Origin of the sequence: Streptomyces auratus, from assembly GCF_050433025.1 — a bacterium.
Classification (GTDB): Bacteria; Actinomycetota; Actinomycetes; order Streptomycetales; family Streptomycetaceae; genus Streptomyces; species Streptomyces sioyaensis.
Genome location: NZ_JBNGCB010000001.1, coordinates 2,348,557 through 2,363,659 on the forward strand (window position 1 = coordinate 2,348,557; position 15,103 = coordinate 2,363,659).

At 72.0% G+C, this 15,103-nt stretch carries 15 protein-coding genes and 2 pseudogenes; 8 read left to right on the top strand and 9 right to left on the bottom strand.

The annotated features are described in order from the left end of the window. Window positions 1-46 precede the first annotated feature (46 nt). On the top strand, window positions 47-844 hold the full coding sequence (locus BKA18_RS10000) for a site-2 protease family protein (RefSeq protein WP_366047120.1): 798 nt from the start codon (window positions 47-49) through the stop codon (window positions 842-844). A 40-nt stretch (window positions 845-884) separates the two neighbouring features. Here BKA18_RS10000 and BKA18_RS10005 read toward each other — a convergent pair whose 3' ends face one another. The 7 genes from BKA18_RS10005 to BKA18_RS10035 all read right to left on the bottom strand — a co-directional run bounded on the left by BKA18_RS10005 (window position 885) and on the right by BKA18_RS10035 (window position 7,333). Further along, on the bottom strand, window positions 885-1,109 hold the full coding sequence (locus BKA18_RS10005) for a hypothetical protein (RefSeq protein ID WP_366047119.1): 225 nt from the start codon (window positions 1,107-1,109) through the stop codon (window positions 885-887). 198 nt (window positions 1,110-1,307) lie between these two features. Beyond that, on the bottom strand, window positions 1,308-2,039 hold the full coding sequence (gene npdG / locus BKA18_RS10010; RefSeq protein WP_040900868.1) for an NADPH-dependent F420 reductase: 732 nt from the start codon (window positions 2,037-2,039) through the stop codon (window positions 1,308-1,310). A gap of 62 nt (window positions 2,040-2,101) precedes the next feature. Continuing rightward, a complete protein-coding gene (locus tag BKA18_RS10015) occupies window positions 2,102-2,950 on the bottom strand; it encodes a carbohydrate ABC transporter permease (protein ID WP_006605988.1) in 849 nt (282 codons plus the stop codon). Next, complete coding sequence (locus BKA18_RS10020; RefSeq protein ID WP_366047118.1) at window positions 2,947-3,933, bottom strand: carbohydrate ABC transporter permease; 987 nt, start codon at window positions 3,931-3,933, stop codon at window positions 2,947-2,949. The genes BKA18_RS10015 and BKA18_RS10020 overlap by 4 nt, the downstream gene beginning before the upstream one ends. After that, window positions 3,930-5,264, bottom strand: a complete 1,335-nt coding sequence (locus BKA18_RS10025) for an ABC transporter substrate-binding protein (RefSeq protein WP_366047117.1) — start codon at window positions 5,262-5,264, stop codon at window positions 3,930-3,932. The genes BKA18_RS10020 and BKA18_RS10025 overlap by 4 nt, the downstream gene beginning before the upstream one ends. After that, the gene (locus tag BKA18_RS10030) at window positions 5,261-6,355 is read right to left on the bottom strand and encodes a sialidase family protein (RefSeq protein WP_366047116.1); all 1,095 of its coding nucleotides are present in this window, start codon (window positions 6,353-6,355) and stop codon (window positions 5,261-5,263) included. Before BKA18_RS10030 ends, BKA18_RS10025 begins: the two co-directional genes overlap by 4 nt. A 294-nt stretch (window positions 6,356-6,649) precedes the next feature. Then, a complete protein-coding gene (locus tag BKA18_RS10035; protein WP_366047115.1) occupies window positions 6,650-7,333 on the bottom strand; it encodes a FadR/GntR family transcriptional regulator in 684 nt (227 codons plus the stop codon). A 162-nt stretch (window positions 7,334-7,495) separates the two neighbouring features. Between BKA18_RS10035 and BKA18_RS10040 the strand changes: the two genes are divergently transcribed. From BKA18_RS10040 to BKA18_RS10050, 3 genes and pseudogenes are all read left to right on the top strand, one after another. Beyond that, window positions 7,496-8,461, top strand: coding sequence for a dihydrodipicolinate synthase family protein (locus tag BKA18_RS10040; RefSeq protein WP_366047114.1), 966 nt, complete (start codon window positions 7,496-7,498; stop codon window positions 8,459-8,461). A 148-nt stretch (window positions 8,462-8,609) separates the two neighbouring features. Then, window positions 8,610-9,239 carry a hypothetical protein gene (locus tag BKA18_RS10045; protein ID WP_006605982.1) on the top strand — a complete coding sequence of 210 codons (630 nt, stop codon included), beginning with the start codon at window positions 8,610-8,612 and terminating at the stop codon, window positions 9,237-9,239. A 144-nt stretch (window positions 9,240-9,383) separates the two neighbouring features. Further along, window positions 9,384-9,758: pseudogene (locus BKA18_RS10050) on the top strand (MFS transporter); the annotation flags it as partial. A gap of 231 nt (window positions 9,759-9,989) precedes the next feature. Here BKA18_RS10050 and BKA18_RS10055 read toward each other — a convergent pair. Then, the gene (locus tag BKA18_RS10055; protein WP_006605981.1) at window positions 9,990-10,232 is read right to left on the bottom strand and encodes a hypothetical protein; all 243 of its coding nucleotides are present in this window, start codon (window positions 10,230-10,232) and stop codon (window positions 9,990-9,992) included. A 65-nt stretch (window positions 10,233-10,297) separates the two neighbouring features. Here BKA18_RS10055 and map point away from each other — a divergent pair, with 65 nt between their 5' ends. Both map and BKA18_RS10065 read left to right on the top strand, forming a co-directional pair. Further along, entirely contained in the window at window positions 10,298-11,155 is an 858-nt protein-coding gene (gene map / locus BKA18_RS10060; protein WP_006605980.1) for a type I methionyl aminopeptidase, read from the top strand. A gap of 158 nt (window positions 11,156-11,313) precedes the next feature. Continuing rightward, window positions 11,314-12,003 carry a biliverdin-producing heme oxygenase gene (locus BKA18_RS10065; protein ID WP_366047113.1) on the top strand — a complete coding sequence of 230 codons (690 nt, stop codon included), beginning with the start codon at window positions 11,314-11,316 and terminating at the stop codon, window positions 12,001-12,003. A gap of 62 nt (window positions 12,004-12,065) precedes the next feature. Here BKA18_RS10065 and BKA18_RS10070 read toward each other — a convergent pair. After that, window positions 12,066-12,305 (bottom strand): annotated as a pseudogene (locus tag BKA18_RS10070) (PhzF family phenazine biosynthesis protein); the annotation flags it as partial. A 233-nt stretch (window positions 12,306-12,538) separates the two neighbouring features. Between BKA18_RS10070 and efeO the strand changes: the two are divergent. Both efeO and efeB read left to right on the top strand, forming a co-directional pair. After that, on the top strand, window positions 12,539-13,693 hold the full coding sequence (efeO, locus tag BKA18_RS10075) for an iron uptake system protein EfeO (protein WP_366047112.1): 1,155 nt from the start codon (window positions 12,539-12,541) through the stop codon (window positions 13,691-13,693). Window positions 13,694-13,721: 28 nt separating this feature from the next. After that, on the top strand, window positions 13,722-15,056 hold the full coding sequence (gene efeB, locus BKA18_RS10080) for an iron uptake transporter deferrochelatase/peroxidase subunit (protein ID WP_366047111.1): 1,335 nt from the start codon (window positions 13,722-13,724) through the stop codon (window positions 15,054-15,056). The last annotated feature ends 47 nt before the right edge of the window (window positions 15,057-15,103 follow it).

Genomic DNA, 15,103 nt, shown 5'->3' on the forward strand with positions numbered 1-15,103 from the left:
CGGATACGGTCGGGGCTGTCCCTCACCGACTTCGGGAGCCCGCACCATGACCACAGCATTCCGGCGCGCGGACCGTCGCGTCAGCCCGGTCTTCCTTGCGCTCGTCGCCGCGATGGCGGTGTCCGGCTGGGCCGTGTGGAGCGAGAAGCTCGCGGCGAACACCGGTTTCGCGGTGTTCTTGTTCGTGGTGTCCGGCTGGGTGGTGTCGCTGTGCCTGCACGAGTACGCCCATGCCCGCACCGCGCTGCACAGCGGCGACCTCTCGGTGGCGGACAAGGGCTATCTGACGCTGAACCCGCTGAAGTACACCCATGTGCTGCTCAGCATCGTGCTGCCGGTGATCTTCTTGCTCATGGGCGGGATCGGGCTGCCGGGCGGCGCGGTGTACATCGAGCGCGGCCGGATCCGCGGCCGCTGGCGGGACAGTCTGATCTCCGCGGCCGGGCCGCTGACGAACGTGCTGTTCGCCGTGGTGTGCACGGCGCCGTTCTGGCTGCACGGGCTGGACGGGGTGCCGGTCCCGTTCCGCTGTGCGCTGGCGTTCCTGGCGCTGTTGCAGGTGACCGCGGCGATCTTGAACCTGCTGCCGGTGCCCGGGCTGGACGGCTACGGCGTGATCGAGCCGTGGCTGTCGCACTCACTGCGGCGGCAGGTGGAGCCGATCGCCCCGTTCGGGCTGCTGCTGATCTTCGGCCTGCTGTGGGTTCCGGAGCTCAACCGGGCGTTCTTCGACCTGGTCCACACGGTCCTGGGCGCGCTGGGCGTCTCGGAGATGTACAGCTATCTGGGCCAGGAGTTCTTCCGCTTCTGGCAGGGCGCACCGGGGGTCGGCGGAGTCTCCTAGGACGCCGGTCCGGTGGCGCGGGGCCGGGACCAGGGCCGGGTCAGCCGGCCGCCCCGGCCTGCTGCGCCTGCTGCGCCTCCTGCTTGGACTTGCGCACGTAGAACCACGCCATGTTGCTGGAGATGCCCGCCAGCAGGATCCAGACGATGCCGACGAAGCTGCCTTCGACGAAGGCGACGACGGCCGCGGCGACGGACAGGACGCACACGGCGAGGGCCATCAGGGCGAGCCGCCGGGTCGGGCCGGGCGCGGGCAGGAAGGACATGGGGGCTCCTGTCGGGAGTGGTGCGGTCCGTCCCAGTGTCCCCCATGCCCGGCGGGCACCGTCCGGCGGCTCGTCGGCCGCCGGGCCGGACCGGGCGCCGGGCCGGACCGGGCGCCGGGCCGGACCGGGCGCCGGCGGCCGAGCGCCGACGGCAGGCGTCCAGCGGCCGGCGTTCGGCGTCCGGCGCAGCCGTCCTGCTCAGACGTCAGTGATCCGCAGACCCGCGTGCGCCTTGTAGCGCCGGTTGACCGAGATCAGATTGGCGACCAGCGACTCGACCTGGTGGGCGTTGCGCAGCCGGCCGGCGAAGACGCCGCGCATGCCGGGGATGCGGGCGGCCAGCGCCTGCACCAGATCGGTGTCCGCGCGGGACTCGCCGAGCACCATCACATCGGTGTCGATCTGCTCGGTCCCGGGGTCCTGCAGCAGCACCGCGGACAGATGGTGGAAGGCGGCGGTGACCCGGGACTCCGGCAGCAGGGCGGCGGCCTGCTCGGCGGCGCTGCCCTCCTCCGGCTTGAGCGCAAAGGCGCCCTTCTTGTCGAAGCCGAGCGGGTTGACGCAGTCGATGACCAGCTTGCCGGCCAGCTCGTCGCGCAGCGCCTGCAGGGTCTTGGCGTGGCCCTCCCAGGGCACGGCGACGATCACGACATCGCTGCGGCGGGCGCAGGCGGCGTTCTCCGCGCCCTCGATGCCCAGGCCCAGCTCGTCGGCGGCGGTCTGTGCACGCTCGAGGGCGCGGGAGCCGATGATCACCTTCTGGCCGGCCCGGGCGAGCCGGTAGGCCAGGCCGCGGCCCTGGTCACCGGTGCCGCCCAGGACGCCGACCACCAGGCCGGAGACGTCCGGGAGGTCCCAGGGGTCACGCTTGAGGGCGGCCTTCACGCGGGTCGCGACGTTCTCGGACCGGGCATCGTCAGGAGTAGTCATGACAGTGATGGTGTCACGCGCCGACGGCGAGCCGGGCAGGCCCTCACCGCGGTCAGGGACCGTCACGCCTTGACGCTGCCTTCCGTCAGTCCCGTGCGCCAGTACCGCTGGAGCACCGTCATCAGCACCATCAGCGGCACCACGGACAACAGGGCGCCGCCCACTGTGTACTGGTAGAGCACCGGCTGCCGGTCGGCGTAGCCGGTCCAGGAGGTCAGGCCCAGCTGGACCGGATAGAGGTCGGAGTCCGAGAGCATCACCAGCGGCAGGAAGTAGTTGTTCCAGATATGGACGAACTGGAACAGGAAGACGGTGACCAGCGCCGGGGTCATCAGCCGCAGCCCGAGCCCGCCGAAGATGCGGGCCTCGCCCGCGCCGTCGATCCGGGCCGCCTCCAGCAGCGAGTCGGGGACCGCGGCGGCCGCGTAGATCCGGCAGAGATAGACGCCGAACGGGCTGACCATGCTCGGGATCAGCACCGCCCCGTAGGTGTTGGACAGGCCCATCGCGCTGAAGAGGAAGTAGAGCGGCAGGGCGAGTGCGGTGCCGGGGATCAGCACCCCGGCGAGCACCACGTTGAAGACCGCCTCCCGTCCGCGGAAGGGGAATTTGGCCAGCGCATAGCCGGCCGCGGCGGACAGCAGAGTGGCGCAGACCGCCCCGGTCCCGGCGTAGAAGAGGGAGTTGGCGAACCAGCGGGCGTAGATGCCGTGGTCGTAGGTGAGGACGTCGACGAGGTAGTCGACGGGGTGCGGATGGTCGGAGAACCAGAAGCCGAAGGTGCCGAAGAGGTCGGCGCTGTTCTTGGTGGCGGAGACGGCCAGCCAGTAGACGGGCACCAGGAAGTAGAGCGCGGCGACGGTCAGCAGCGAGGCCGTGATGATCCGGTGGCGGACCGGGGGCCGGGTCATCGGCGCTCCGTCCCGCGCCCGCCGACCAGCCGCAGGAAGCCGAACGACAGCACGCACGCCACCAGCGCGAGCAGCACGGCCTCGGCGGCCGCCACATGCTGGTTGTTGCCGACAAACGCCTCGCTGTAGGCGTGCAGGTTGGGGGTGAAGCCGGAGTCGATGGCGGAGGCCAGCGGGCGCAGCACCATGGGTTCGGCGAACAGCTGGAGGGTGCCGATGATGCTGAAGACGCAGGTGAGCACGAGCGCCGGCCGGATCAGCGGAAGCTTGATGTGCCGGGCGACCTGCCAGGCACCGGCCCCGTCGATCCGCGCGGCCTCGTACAACTCCCCCGGTACGGCCTTGAGCTGGGCGATCAGCACCAGCATGTTGTAGCCGGTGAACTGCCAGGTGACGATGTTGGCGATGGACCACAGCACGGTGCCGCGGGAGAGGAAGTCGACGTCCCAGCCCAGCGTGCCGGCGATCTTCACCAGCGGGCTGATCCCCGGCACGTACAGGAAGCCCCACAGGATCGAGGCGATCACGCCGGGCACCCCGTACGGCAGGAAGAAGGCGGTGCGGAAGAAGGTGACCCCGCGGGCGCTCGCGCTCTCCAGCAGCAGCGCCAGGGCGGTGGCGAGCACGATCATCAGCGGGATCTGGACGGCGCCGAAGAGCAGCACCCGGCCGAAGCCGGTCAGGAACCGGTCGTCGGTCAGCGCATGGGCGTAGTTGGCGAAGCCGGCGAAGACGTCGCGCTCGTGGCCGCCGAGCCCGAGCGGCCCGGTGCGTTCGGTGGTGAACAGGCTCTGGTGGAGCGCGTAGCCGATCGGGGCGAGGAAGCACAGGGCGAAGAGGGCGAGGAAGGGCAGCAGGAACCCGGCCGCCGCGCGGGCGTGGCGGGCCCCGGTGCCGAAGGCGCGGCGCCGGCGGCCGCGCGGGGCCGGGCCGGGCCGCTTCCCGACCGCCGGCTCCGGCCGGTCCAGCGTGTCCCGGCTCACCCGCCGCTCGCCACCTTCAGGCCCTTGCCCTTGAGGTCGGCGACGGTCTGCCCCTGCACCTTCGTCAGGACGGAGCGGAAGGAACTGCCGTCGGCGAGCGCATCGGTGAAGGCGTCGCCGAGCCGCTGGTAGAGGGTGTCCACCCCCGGTCCCCACCGCCAGCTGGTGTCGACGTGTGCCCCGGCGTCCGCGAAGACCTTGCTGTACGCCTGGCCGCCGAAGAAGCTCTTGTCGGCATCGAGGGCGGCGGTGGTGTAGCCCGTCTTGGCGCTGGGGAAGCCGTAGCCGCCCTCGATCAGCAGGGCGATCGACTCAGGGTCCGTGTTGAGCCAGACGGCGAAGTCCAGGGCGTCCTTGGGGTAGTGCGCGGCGGCGAAGACGGCGGTGGTCGAGCCGCCCCAGTTGGCGAAGGCCTGCTCGCCCGCCTTCCACTGCGGCAGCGGCGCGGCCCGCCACTTCCCCTTGGTGCCCGGTGCGTTGCCGACCAGCAGGGCGTCGCCCCAACTGGCGCCCACCCAGGCCGGGATGGCGCCGGTCTGCAGATCCTTGTACCAGGCGTTCTGCCGGTCGGGGATGGTCTTGACGAGCTTTCGCCGGACGAGGGACTCCCAGTAGTCGGCGACCCTGCGGGTGGGCTCGTCGTCGAGGTGCACGATCCAGGTGTCGCCGTGCGTGGCGTACCAGGTGGCGCCGGCCTGCCAGGCCAGGCCGGCGAAGCGGTTGCCATTGGTGGGGGCGAAGGTCTCGATCCAGGCGCCCTTCTTGCGGATGGCCTTGGCGGCGGTTTCGTACTCGTCCCACGTCCGCGGCGTCTGCACCTCCCACTTGTCGAAGAGGTCCTGACGGAGGAACAGCCCCATCGGCCCGGACGCCTGCGGGATGGCGTAGATGCCCTTGCCGAAGACGGACTGCTGCCACTGCCAGCCGAAGAACTTGTCCTGGTAGCGGGAGGCGCCGAGCGGGGCGAGGTCGAGCAGGGCGTCGTCGAGGAGGAAGCTGGGGACGACGGGGAATTCGATCTGGCCGAGGTCGGGCGGGTTGCCGGCCTTCACGGCGGCGTGCATCTTGGCGTACTGCTCGCCGTTGACCGCCGAGACTTTTTCGAGCTTGACCTGCACCTCGGGGTTCTTGCGGTTCCACAGGTCGACCGGTTTGTCGATGCCGGGCACCCAGGACCAGAAGGACAGCTGGATCCGCTGTCCCTTCTTGCGTTCCCGGGGCGCCTTCCCGTCGTCGTCCCCGCCGGCACCGCAGCCGGCGAGCGCGAAGCCGGCGGCGAGGGCGGCCGCCCCGCCCAGGACCGTTCTGCGGGGCATCGGGTTGCTGGTCATACGAGGTCCTCCACGGGGATGCGGCGGAAGGTGAGCGTCGAGTACGCGCTGAAGTCGCCCGTCTCGTAGAGCAGTCCGAGGGTGTCGCGGTCGAGCCGGACGAGGTCCGAGTAGCCGGCCGGGAGCCCGGCGACGGGGTAGGCACCGCACCAGGTCAGGCCGTTGTCGCGGCTGGTGCGGACGGTCATCAGGGCGCGGGCGGCCGGGTGCGCGGGGCCGGAGAAGAGCAGTGCGTCGTGGTCGCCGAGGTGCAGTGCGCTGCCCTGGACGGCCGGCCCGGTCAGCGCGGCCTGTGGCCGGAAGGGCCGCACGAGGTGGGCACCGCCGTCGGCCGAGACGGCGTCGACGCGCCGCCAGGGGGCGGCCTTCGCTTCGTTGCGGGCGTTCAGATAGACGCGCCCGCCGGGGAGTTCGGCTGCGGTGGTCTCGTTGGGGGCGACCAAGGGGTCGGTGGCGCCGTCGATGGCGCCGATCCGCCAGGTGGCGCCGCCGTCGTCGCTGAGCAGGACGTGGCTGCCGTTGTAGCGCGGCTCGGTGCCGGTGTCCCCCGGGGCGGTGGGTGGCGTGGAGTGGTTGGCGGGGACGAGCAGCCGCCCGGCGTACGGGCCGTGGCGCAGGCGTAACGCATGGCCGGGGCCGGTGGCGTACCACCGCCACTGCAGGAGTTTCGCCTGGTCGGTGAGTTCGCGGGGCGCGCTCCAGGTGGCGCCCTCGTCGTCGCTGTGCTGGAGCCACACCCGGCGGCCGTCGGCGGGCGGGACCTCGCCGCGGCGGATACGGTCCTCGGTGGCGTCGGCGGCGTTGTGGACCTGGAGGAGCAGCACCCGGCCGCCGGCGAGCACGACCGGTGCGGGATTGCCCGCGGTGCCGGTGCCGTTGCGGGCGACGACCTGGAGCGGGCCCCAGGTGCGGCCGCCGTCCGTGGACCGTTTGAGGACGAGGTCGATATCGCCCCAGTCGGCCGCCGAGGAGACCCGGCCCTCGGCGAAGGCGAGGACGGTCCCGGAGCGCGCCCGGACCACGGCAGGGATCCGGAAGCTGGTGTACCCCTCGGTCCCGGCCCGGTACGGCACCGAGCTCTCGTACGCCATGGGTCACCCCCAATGGGCAAGGACGTAGGACGTCCCCTGTCCTGCGGTGACCATAGGGAGTGCCCAACTGACCGTCAAGGCGGCCCACATGACGTCGTGCGTGTCGGCAACGGCATCGCCGACGGCGGGTGACTTTCCGGTGAACGGGGGCAATGCCGACATCTCGGCGCCTTTGCCCGGCCTCGCCCGGGGCCCGGTTTTTGCGGCATCGCCGGGGCCCGTTTTTGCGGCATGGCCGGGGCCCCGTTTTGCGGCCTCGCCCGGCGCCCCGGCATCTCCGGGGCCCCGGCGCCGCTACTCCGTCAGCCGGCGCCGGATCCCGTCGAAGTGCCGGTGTATCGCCTCCACGGCGCGGTCACCGTCGCCCGCCTCCAGCGCGTCGACGATCTCCCGATGCTGACGGTAGGTCACCTCCGGGTCGGGCCGGTCGTCGGAGAGGTCCTCGCGCACCCGGCGCAGCGCCGCCCAGAACGCGTCCAGCACCTCGCTCAGCAGGTGGTTGCCCAGCGAGCGGTACAGGGCGAGGTGGAAGGCCCGGTCGGTGGCGCTCTGCACCTCCCCGCCGCGCGCCTCCTCCGCCATCCGCTGCACCAGCCCCTTGAGGACGGCGAGGTCCTCGGCGGGCAGATCGCGGGCGACGGCGCCGATCAGACCGGCCTCCAGCGCCTCGCGGACCTCCATCAGCTCGTACAGGCTCGCCTCGCCCTGGTGGTGGCGGACGGCGGCGCGGAAGGCGACCCCCTCCACGAACGGCTCCAGGGTGAGCGGGCCGACGTAGGTGCCGAAGCCGTGCCGGATCTCCACGATGCGCATGGCCTGCAGCGCCTTGAGCGCCTCGCGCACCGAGTTGCGGCTGACGTCGAGCAGGCCGACCAGGTCGGCCTCGGTGGGCAGCGGATCGCCCGGCGTCAGTCCGCGCTGCAGGATCAACTGCTTGATCTGCGCCTGCACATCCTCGGACATCGTCCCTCGCGCCATGGAAACTCCTTCTCCCGCTCCCGCGTCTGCCGTGCCGCCGACCCGTCCGCCACCCGCCCCGACGGGGCCGCGGATCCTTGACCGACCGCCTGTGAACAGGTCTATTGTGCTCGACATAGGACATCCCATGTCCTATGTCGGACCTGGAGACCCGGAGCCCTCATGGCACTGCCCGCCCCCCTGCACGGCGTCATCCCCCCGGTCTGCACCCCGCTCGACCCGCACGGTGAGGTCGACACCGCGTCCCTGACCCGCCTGGTGCAGCACCTCCTCGACGGTGGCGTCCACGGGCTGTTCGCCCTCGGCTCCACCAGCGAGGTCGCCTACCTCACCGACGCCCAGCGCGACATCGCACTGGAAACCGTCCGCAAAGCCGCCGACGGCCGGGTCCCGGTGCTCGCCGGGGCCATCGACACCACCACCCCGCGGGTGCTCGACCACGCCCGGCGGGCCGCCGACCTCGGCGCCGACGCCCTGGTCGCCACCGCGCCCTTCTACACCCGCACCCACCCCCGGGAGATCGCCGCCCACTTCCGCCATCTGCGGGCGGCCGTGGATCTGCCCCTCGTCGCCTACGACATCCCCGTCGCCGTCCACAGCAAGCTGGCCCCGGAGCTGGTGCGGGAGCTGGCCGAGGACGGCACCCTCGCCGGACTCAAGGACAGCAGCGGCGACGACGGCGCCCTGCGCCGCCTGCTCACCGCCCTCGGCGGCCGCACCGGCCGGCACCGCGGCCCCGCCCCCGGCTTCGCCGTCCTCACCGGCTCCGAACTGACCGTGGACGCGGCCCTGTTGGCGGGTGCGGACGGCGTCGTCCCCGGCCTCGGCAACGTCGACCCGGCCGCATACGTACGCCTCTACGACGCCGCCCGGGCGGGCCACTGGGAGCGGGCGGCCGCCGAACAGGAGCGTCTGGTCACCCTGTTCTCCATGGTCGACGCCGGCCCCGAGGCCGAGATGGGCCGCAGCTCCGCCGCCCTGGGCTCGTTCAAGGCGGCCCTCCGCCTCCTCGGCGTGACCGAGCGCGGCGCCACTGCCTTTCCCCAGCGCCCGCTGAGCGAGGCGGCCGTGGCGGAGGTGGCACGCCACCTCAGGACGGCCGGTCTGCTGCCGGCACGGCGGGACTGAGGGCCGGTCCGCCGCCGGCACGGCACGACCGACGGGGCCGCGGGGGGAAGCGCCTACCGGAGGCACGACAGGGCGCGCAAGTCCCTTACGAGTGACACCGGTTGAATTCGCCACCGTGGCGCGCCGTCGTGCGGCAGGATGCCGGGCCATGGATGCCGTACGAGTCGCCTTGCTCCGTGAGGTCCTCGCCGGAACCGAGTGGGTGCAGGCCACCCGCCGCTTCGCGGGGGCGCTGCGGTCCTCCGTCGGCCCGCACCGCGGCGGGCTGCTGCTGGTCGGCACCGCCGCCTACGAGCCCTGGCACCTGGCCGCCCATCTCGACGACGAGGCCGCCTGGTCGGGTCTGCCGGAGCTGTCCCCGACCCTGGTGCGCCACCGTGTCCCCGGCGGGGCACCAGCCCATCTGGCGGTGGGGCTGGGCCGGTTGGAGGCGGCCGGGCGGGGTGAGACGCTGCTGGTCGTCGCGCCGGGGCAGCCGGGCGCCGGGCTCCTGGAGCGGGTGCACGACGCCCGCCGCAACGGCACGACGGTGCTCGCCCTGGACGGTGGCAACCGCGATCTGCACGCCCTGGCCCATGACGCGCTCGCCGCTCCCCCGGCCCCGCCCGCCGGCGCAGCCGAGGCCGCACCGGACCTCGACCTCGACACCGTCCAGCACCTGGTGAGCGCTGCCGCCGGGGAGAACAGCCTCCCCCCGCCCCGCGGCCGCCGCCGCTTCCGGGACCGGCTGGCCCGCCTCGCCGATCAGTTGACCGCCCCGCCGCCACCACGCTGGTAGCTCCCCCCTCCACCCCGCGGACCGGAAACAACCCTTTGCACCGTTCCGTACACAGGGCGAAGGTGCACCGGTGACTTCGGACGGCCCCCACTTCCCACCGCCGCGCCCACCACCGCGCCCGCTGCCCGGCGACCCCGCACGGCACTGCTGCCCGACCTGGCTCCCTGGCGCTCCTCGCGCGACTTCCGGCTGCTGTGGTGCGCGGGCGCGATCACGGTCTTCGGCACCTTCCTGACCGTCGTGGCGCTGCCGCTCCAGCTGACGGAGCTGACCGGCTCCACGCTCGCGGTCGGCGCGCTGGGCGCGGTGGAGCTGGTCCCGCTGCTGGTCTTCGGGCTCTACGGCGGTGCACTCGCGGACTTCGTGGACCACCGCCGGCTGATCGTCGGAAGCGAGCTGGCGCTCGGGGTGATCTCCGCGTTGCTGCTGCTCAACAGCCTGCTGCCGCACCCGCAGGTATGGCCGCTGTACGCGGCAGCCGCACTGTCCAGCGCGCTGACCGGGCTCCAGCGGCCGGCCGCTGGTGGGCGTGCGGGCGTCGGTGTCGGCGGGCGGGCTGCTGTGCGGCGCGGGGGTCGGGCTGCTGGTGCCGGGGCTGCCGAAGCTGAGGGCGTACGACTCCCGGACGGATGAGCATGCGCGGCGGATGCGCGAGCGCCGGGCCGCCGGGGGCGGGACGCCGACCGCCCCCGTGCCCAAGGATCTGGACGCGGCCCCGGCCACGGCCTGATACCGGGCCGCCGGCAGGCGCTACCCGGCCGCCCCGTCGCTCTTCCCCGGCCCCTCACCCTTGTCGTGCCACTTCGGGTCGGTGTCCCACTCCAGATTCCGCTCCCGGGCGGTCTCCATGGCGTGCGAGGCCTCCTCGCGGGTGGCGTACGGGCCGAAGCGGTCGGCGGCGCGGCACTCGGGCCCCTCTTCGACCGTCTGGTGGTTGAGGCAGTAGAACCACTCGCCCGGCTTGCCGACCGTACGCCTCTTGAACAGCGCCATTGCCGCCTCCTGTGGATGTTTTGTGCCACCATCCTGCCCGACGGCCCGCGGATACACTCGCTGACATGTCTGGCCAGTCGCTCCTTGCCCCGGGGAAGATCTCCCCCACCCGCCCCGTCCCCGCCTCGATCCCGCGCCCCGAGTACGTCGGGAAGGACGCGCCCACCCCGTACACGGGGCCCGAGGTGCAGGACGCCGAAACGATCGAGAAGATGCGGATCGCCGGCCGGATCGCCGCGCAGGCGATGGCGGAGGCCGCCAAGCTCATCGCGCCGGGCGTGACGACCGATGAACTGGACCGGGTCGCCCATGAGTTCATGTGCGACCACGGCGCCTACCCGTCCACCCTCGGCTACCGCGGCTTCCCCAAGTCCCTGTGCTCCTCGCTCAACGAGGTCATCTGCCACGGCATCCCGGACTCGACCGTCCTCAAGGACGGCGACATCGTGAACCTGGACGTCACCGCGTACATCAACGGTGTGCACGGCGACAACAACGCCACCTACCTGTGCGGCGACGTGGACGAGGAGTCCACGCTGCTGGTCGAGCGCACCCGCGAGGCGCTCAACCGCGCGATCAAGGCCGTCAAGCCGGGCCGGCAGATCAACATCATCGGCCGGGTCATCGAGTCGTACGCCAAGCGCTTCGGCTACGGAGTGGTCCGTGACTTCACCGGCCACGGCATCAACTCCTCCTTCCACTCCGGCCTGATCGTTCCGCACTACGACAGCCCGCATCACACCACCGACATCAAGCCCGGCATGACCTTCACGATCGAGCCGATGCTGACGCTGGGGTCCTACGACTACGACATGTGGGACGACGGCTGGACGGTGGTGACCAAGGACCGCAAGCGGACCGCGCAGTTCGAGCACACGCTGGTGGTGACGGACACCGGGGCCGAGATCCTCACGCTGCCCTGACGGGAGCGGGGACACCTTTTACCGACAAGGTGTCGGGAACGGGCGTAGGCTGGGTACCGACAGGACGTCGGGAACGGGTGGCGTCGGCGGAGCCTCGGCAGGGGCGAGACTCCGCGCCGGCCCGTTCCCGTCCGCCCCTCGGTCCCCGGAGGCCCGCCTTGGAAGCGTCCAGCCCGCATCCGTCCGTACCGGCCGTTCCGTCCACCCCGTTCTCGACGGTCATCCGCACCGCGTCCCACGAGCAGCACACCGAGGCCGAGAACTCCTCCTTCATGAGCGATCTCCTCGGCGGCGGGCTCGGCATCCCCGCCTACCGGCGCTACACCGAGCAACTGTGGTTCGTCTACCGCGCCCTGGAGGACGTCTCCGACGCGCTCGCCGCCGACCCGGTCGCGGGCCCCTTCCTCCGCCCGGAGCTCGCCCGCACCCCAGAGCTGGAGCGCGATCTCGCCCATCTCGGCGGACCCCGCTGGCGCACCGGCCTCGCCCCCCTGCCGGCCACCGCCGCCTACGCGGACCGGGTGGCGGCCTGCGCCCGCACCTGGCCGGCCGGTTTCGTCGCCCACCACTACACCCGCTATCTCGGCGATCTCTCTGGTGGCCAGATCATCCGCGGGACCGCCGAGAAGACCTGGGGCTTCGCCCGCAAGGGGGACGGCGTGCGGTTCTACGTCTTCGAGGACATCCCCAACCCGGCCGCCTTCAAGCGCGAGTACCGGGCGCTGCTGGACGCCCTGCCGGTCGACGACCTGGAAAAGCAGCGCGTCGTCGACGAGTGCAAGCACGCGTTCCGCCTGAACAGCGCGGTCTTCCGCGAGCTGGGCGAACAGTTCCCGCTGAGCGCGTAGCAACCGCCGAGCCCTGGCCGGCACCACCCCGCGCCCTTCGCCGCCCGCCGGCCGTACGGGCGCTACGGCGTCCGGCGGCGCACCCGCCCCCCGACGGCGATGCTGCCGCCCGGATGGACACGGGTGAGGATCTGTGAGCCGGCGCCCTGGCGGATGTCGAGCGGGCGCCCCAGCTCGTGGGTCAGCAGCATGGCCGCGGCACCGGTCGCCTCGTCCTCGGCGATGGCCCCGGTGCGAGCACCGGCTCCACTGGAGCGGCTGACGCCGCGCTCAGCAATGCGCCGCGGGAACGCCCGAGCCCGTCACACCCCGCCCGCAGGCCCGGCCCTTACCTTGACCGGCGCATGGTTATCCCGTGACCCGGTGCATGTCAATCCGTAATCAGGCCGTTGAGCATGAGAGCGGGATCACGGGATTCGGTGGGCAGGAATAGGTAAGCCTCACGTAAGTTAGGGCTGCCTTAGTGGCGACCTCAGTGACCCTCTATCGTTCCCGTACGTCGAACCCGTACATCCGAGCCCGCTTGGAGCCCCGTATGCGAGCCCTTCGCACCTCCGCCGTTGCCGCCATAGCCGCGGCCACGGCCGTCACCGCCGTCTCCGGCTGCGCCGCGAAGGACGACGGCAAAGGGGGTGGCGGAAAGGGCACGGTCGAGGTGACCGCCACGGACAGCAGCTGTGAGCTCTCCGCCAAGGAGTTCCCCGCCGGACATGTCCGCTTCGCGGTGCAGAACAAGGGCTCCAAGGTCACCGAGGTGTACCTCTACGCCCCCGGCGACCGGATCGTCACCGAGCGGGAGAACATCGGGCCCGGCACCAGCGCGGAGATCACCGCCGAGGTCAAGGCCGGCTCGTACGAGATCGCCTGCAAGCCCGGCATGAAGGGCAACGGCATCCGCCAGAAGGTGACCGTCAGCGGCAAGAGCGCGAGCACCAAGCGCGACCCCAAGCTGGACGCCGCGGTCTCCGCCTACCGCACGTACGTGCAGGAGCAGGCCGACCAGACCCTGCCGAAGGCGCAGAAGTTCGCCGACGCGGTCAAGTCCGGCGACGTCGAGGCCGCGAAGAAGGCCTACGCCGTCTCGCGGGTCGGCTGGGAGCGCACCGAGCCGGTCGCCGAGTCGTTCGGTGACATCGACCCCAAGGTCGATGTGCGCGCCGACGGTGTGGAGAAGGGCCAGAAGTGGACCGGCTGGCACAAGCTGGAGCAGTCCCTGTGGGAGACGAAGAAGATCTCCGGGGACGACAAGAAGCTCGCCGACCAGCTCATCACCGACCTGAAGGACTGGCAGAAGCGGGTCGGCAAGGCCGAGATCACCCCGACCAGCATGGCCAACGGCGCCAAGGAGCTGCTCGACGAGGTGGCCACCGGCAAGGTCACCGGTGAGGAAGAGCGCTACAGCCACACCGACCTGGTCGACTTCCAGGGCAACGTGGAGGGCGCGCAGAAGGCGTTCGAGCTGCTCAAGCCGGCCGTCGCCAAGAACGATCCGACGCTCGCCAAGGAGCTGGACAAGCAGTTCACCGCGATCGGCACGCTGCTCGACAACCACCGCGACAGCAAGTCCGCCGACGGCTTCGTCTCGTACGACACGATCGACAAGGCCGAGCGCAAGAAGCTCTCCGACGGTGTCAACGCGCTGGCCGAGCCGCTGTCCAAGCTGGCCGCCGCCGTGGCCACCACCAAGTAACCGTCCGCCGCCAGGCCAGGGGGTCACCATGACGCACGACAACGGCACGACGACGACGCACGACGGCACCGGGGCCGCGGACGAGAAGGCCGCGCAGAGCGGCAACGGGCGCGCCCCCTCCCGGCGTTCGCTGCTCGGCTGGGGCGGTGCGGGCCTGGCGCTCGGCGCGGTCGCGGCCGGCGGTACGGCGGCGGCGCTGCGCACCGGCGGCGACGCCCAGCCGGCCGGCGCGGATGCGACCGCGGGCTCCGCGGTCGCCTTCCACGGCAAGCACCAGGCCGGGATAGCCACCGCCGTCCAGGACCGGCTGCACTTCGCCTCGTTCGACGTCACCACCGACGACCGCGACGAGCTGATCGCGCTGCTCAAGGAGTGGACGAGGGCGGCGGCGCGGATGACGGCCGGGGACGCGGTCGGCGACGGCGCCGTCGGCGGACTGGCGGAGGCGCCGCCGGACGACACCGGCGAGGCGCTGGGCCTGCCGCCGTCCCGGCTCACCCTCACCTTCGGCATCGGCCCGACGCTGTTCGAGAAGGACGGCAAGGACCGCTTCGGCATCAAGGCCCGGCGGCCCGAGGCGCTGATCGATCTGCCGCAGTTCCCCGGCGACAACCTCGACAAGACGCGCAGCGGCGGCGATCTGTGCGTCCAGGCCTGTGCGGACGACCCGCAGGTGGCGGTGCACGCGATCCGCAACCTGGCCCGGATCGGCTTCGGCAAGGTCGCCATCCGCTGGTCCCAACTGGGCTTCGGCAAGACGTCCTCGACGACGCCGGAGGCGCAGACCCCGCGCAACATGTTCGGCTTCAAGGACGGCACCCACAACCTCGCCGGCACCGACACCGCCGCGCTCGACAAGCACGTCTGGGTCGCGGAGGACGCGGCGAAGGGCAAGGAGAGCTGGATGGCCGGCGGCTCCTACCTCGTCGCCCGCCGCATCCGGATGCACATCGAGACCTGGGACCGCACCCCGCTCAAGGAGCAGGAGGACATCTTCGGCCGGGACAAGGGCGAGGGCGCGCCGGTCGGCAAGAAGAACGAGCGGGACACCCCGCATCTGAAGTCGATGCTGCCGACCGCGCACGTCCGGCTCGCGCACCCGGACTCCAACGGCGGGATACGCATCCTGCGCCGCGGCTACTCCTTCACGGACGGTACGGACGGCCTGGGCCGGCTGGACGCGGGGCTGTTCTTCCTCGCCTACCAGCACGATGTGCGCCAGGGCTTCGTCCCCCTCCAGAAGCGGCTGGCCGCGGGCGACGCGCTCAACGAGTACATCCAGCACGTGGGTTCCGCGGTCTTCGCGGTGCCGCCGGGCGTCCGTCACGCGGACGACTGGTGGGGCCGGGAGCTGTTCGCCTGACACCGCCGGCGCCGGAAACGGCCACCGCCGCCCCCATGAACTGCACG

Bases quoted from the DNA above. Each gene is read 5' to 3' on its own strand.
- BKA18_RS10000 (WP_366047120.1), top strand. From the start codon at position 47: ATGACCACAGCATTCCGGCGCGCGGACCGTCGCGTCAGCCCGGTCTTC.
- BKA18_RS10005 (WP_366047119.1), bottom strand. From the start codon at position 1,109: ATGTCCTTCCTGCCCGCGCCCGGCCCGACCCGGCGGCTCGCCCTGATG.
- npdG (WP_040900868.1), bottom strand. From the start codon at position 2,039: ATGACTACTCCTGACGATGCCCGGTCCGAGAACGTCGCGACCCGCGTG.
- BKA18_RS10015 (WP_006605988.1), bottom strand. From the start codon at position 2,950: ATGACCCGGCCCCCGGTCCGCCACCGGATCATCACGGCCTCGCTGCTG.
- BKA18_RS10025 (WP_366047117.1), bottom strand. From the start codon at position 5,264: ATGACCAGCAACCCGATGCCCCGCAGAACGGTCCTGGGCGGGGCGGCC.
- BKA18_RS10030 (WP_366047116.1), bottom strand. From the start codon at position 6,355: ATGGCGTACGAGAGCTCGGTGCCGTACCGGGCCGGGACCGAGGGGTAC.
- BKA18_RS10035 (WP_366047115.1), bottom strand. From the start codon at position 7,333: ATGGCGCGAGGGACGATGTCCGAGGATGTGCAGGCGCAGATCAAGCAG.
- BKA18_RS10040 (WP_366047114.1), top strand. From the start codon at position 7,496: ATGGCACTGCCCGCCCCCCTGCACGGCGTCATCCCCCCGGTCTGCACC.
- BKA18_RS10045 (WP_006605982.1), top strand. From the start codon at position 8,610: ATGGATGCCGTACGAGTCGCCTTGCTCCGTGAGGTCCTCGCCGGAACC.
- BKA18_RS10055 (WP_006605981.1), bottom strand. From the start codon at position 10,232: ATGGCGCTGTTCAAGAGGCGTACGGTCGGCAAGCCGGGCGAGTGGTTC.
- map (WP_006605980.1), top strand. From the start codon at position 10,298: ATGTCTGGCCAGTCGCTCCTTGCCCCGGGGAAGATCTCCCCCACCCGC.
- efeO (WP_366047112.1), top strand. From the start codon at position 12,539: ATGCGAGCCCTTCGCACCTCCGCCGTTGCCGCCATAGCCGCGGCCACG.
- efeB (WP_366047111.1), top strand. From the start codon at position 13,722: ATGACGCACGACAACGGCACGACGACGACGCACGACGGCACCGGGGCC.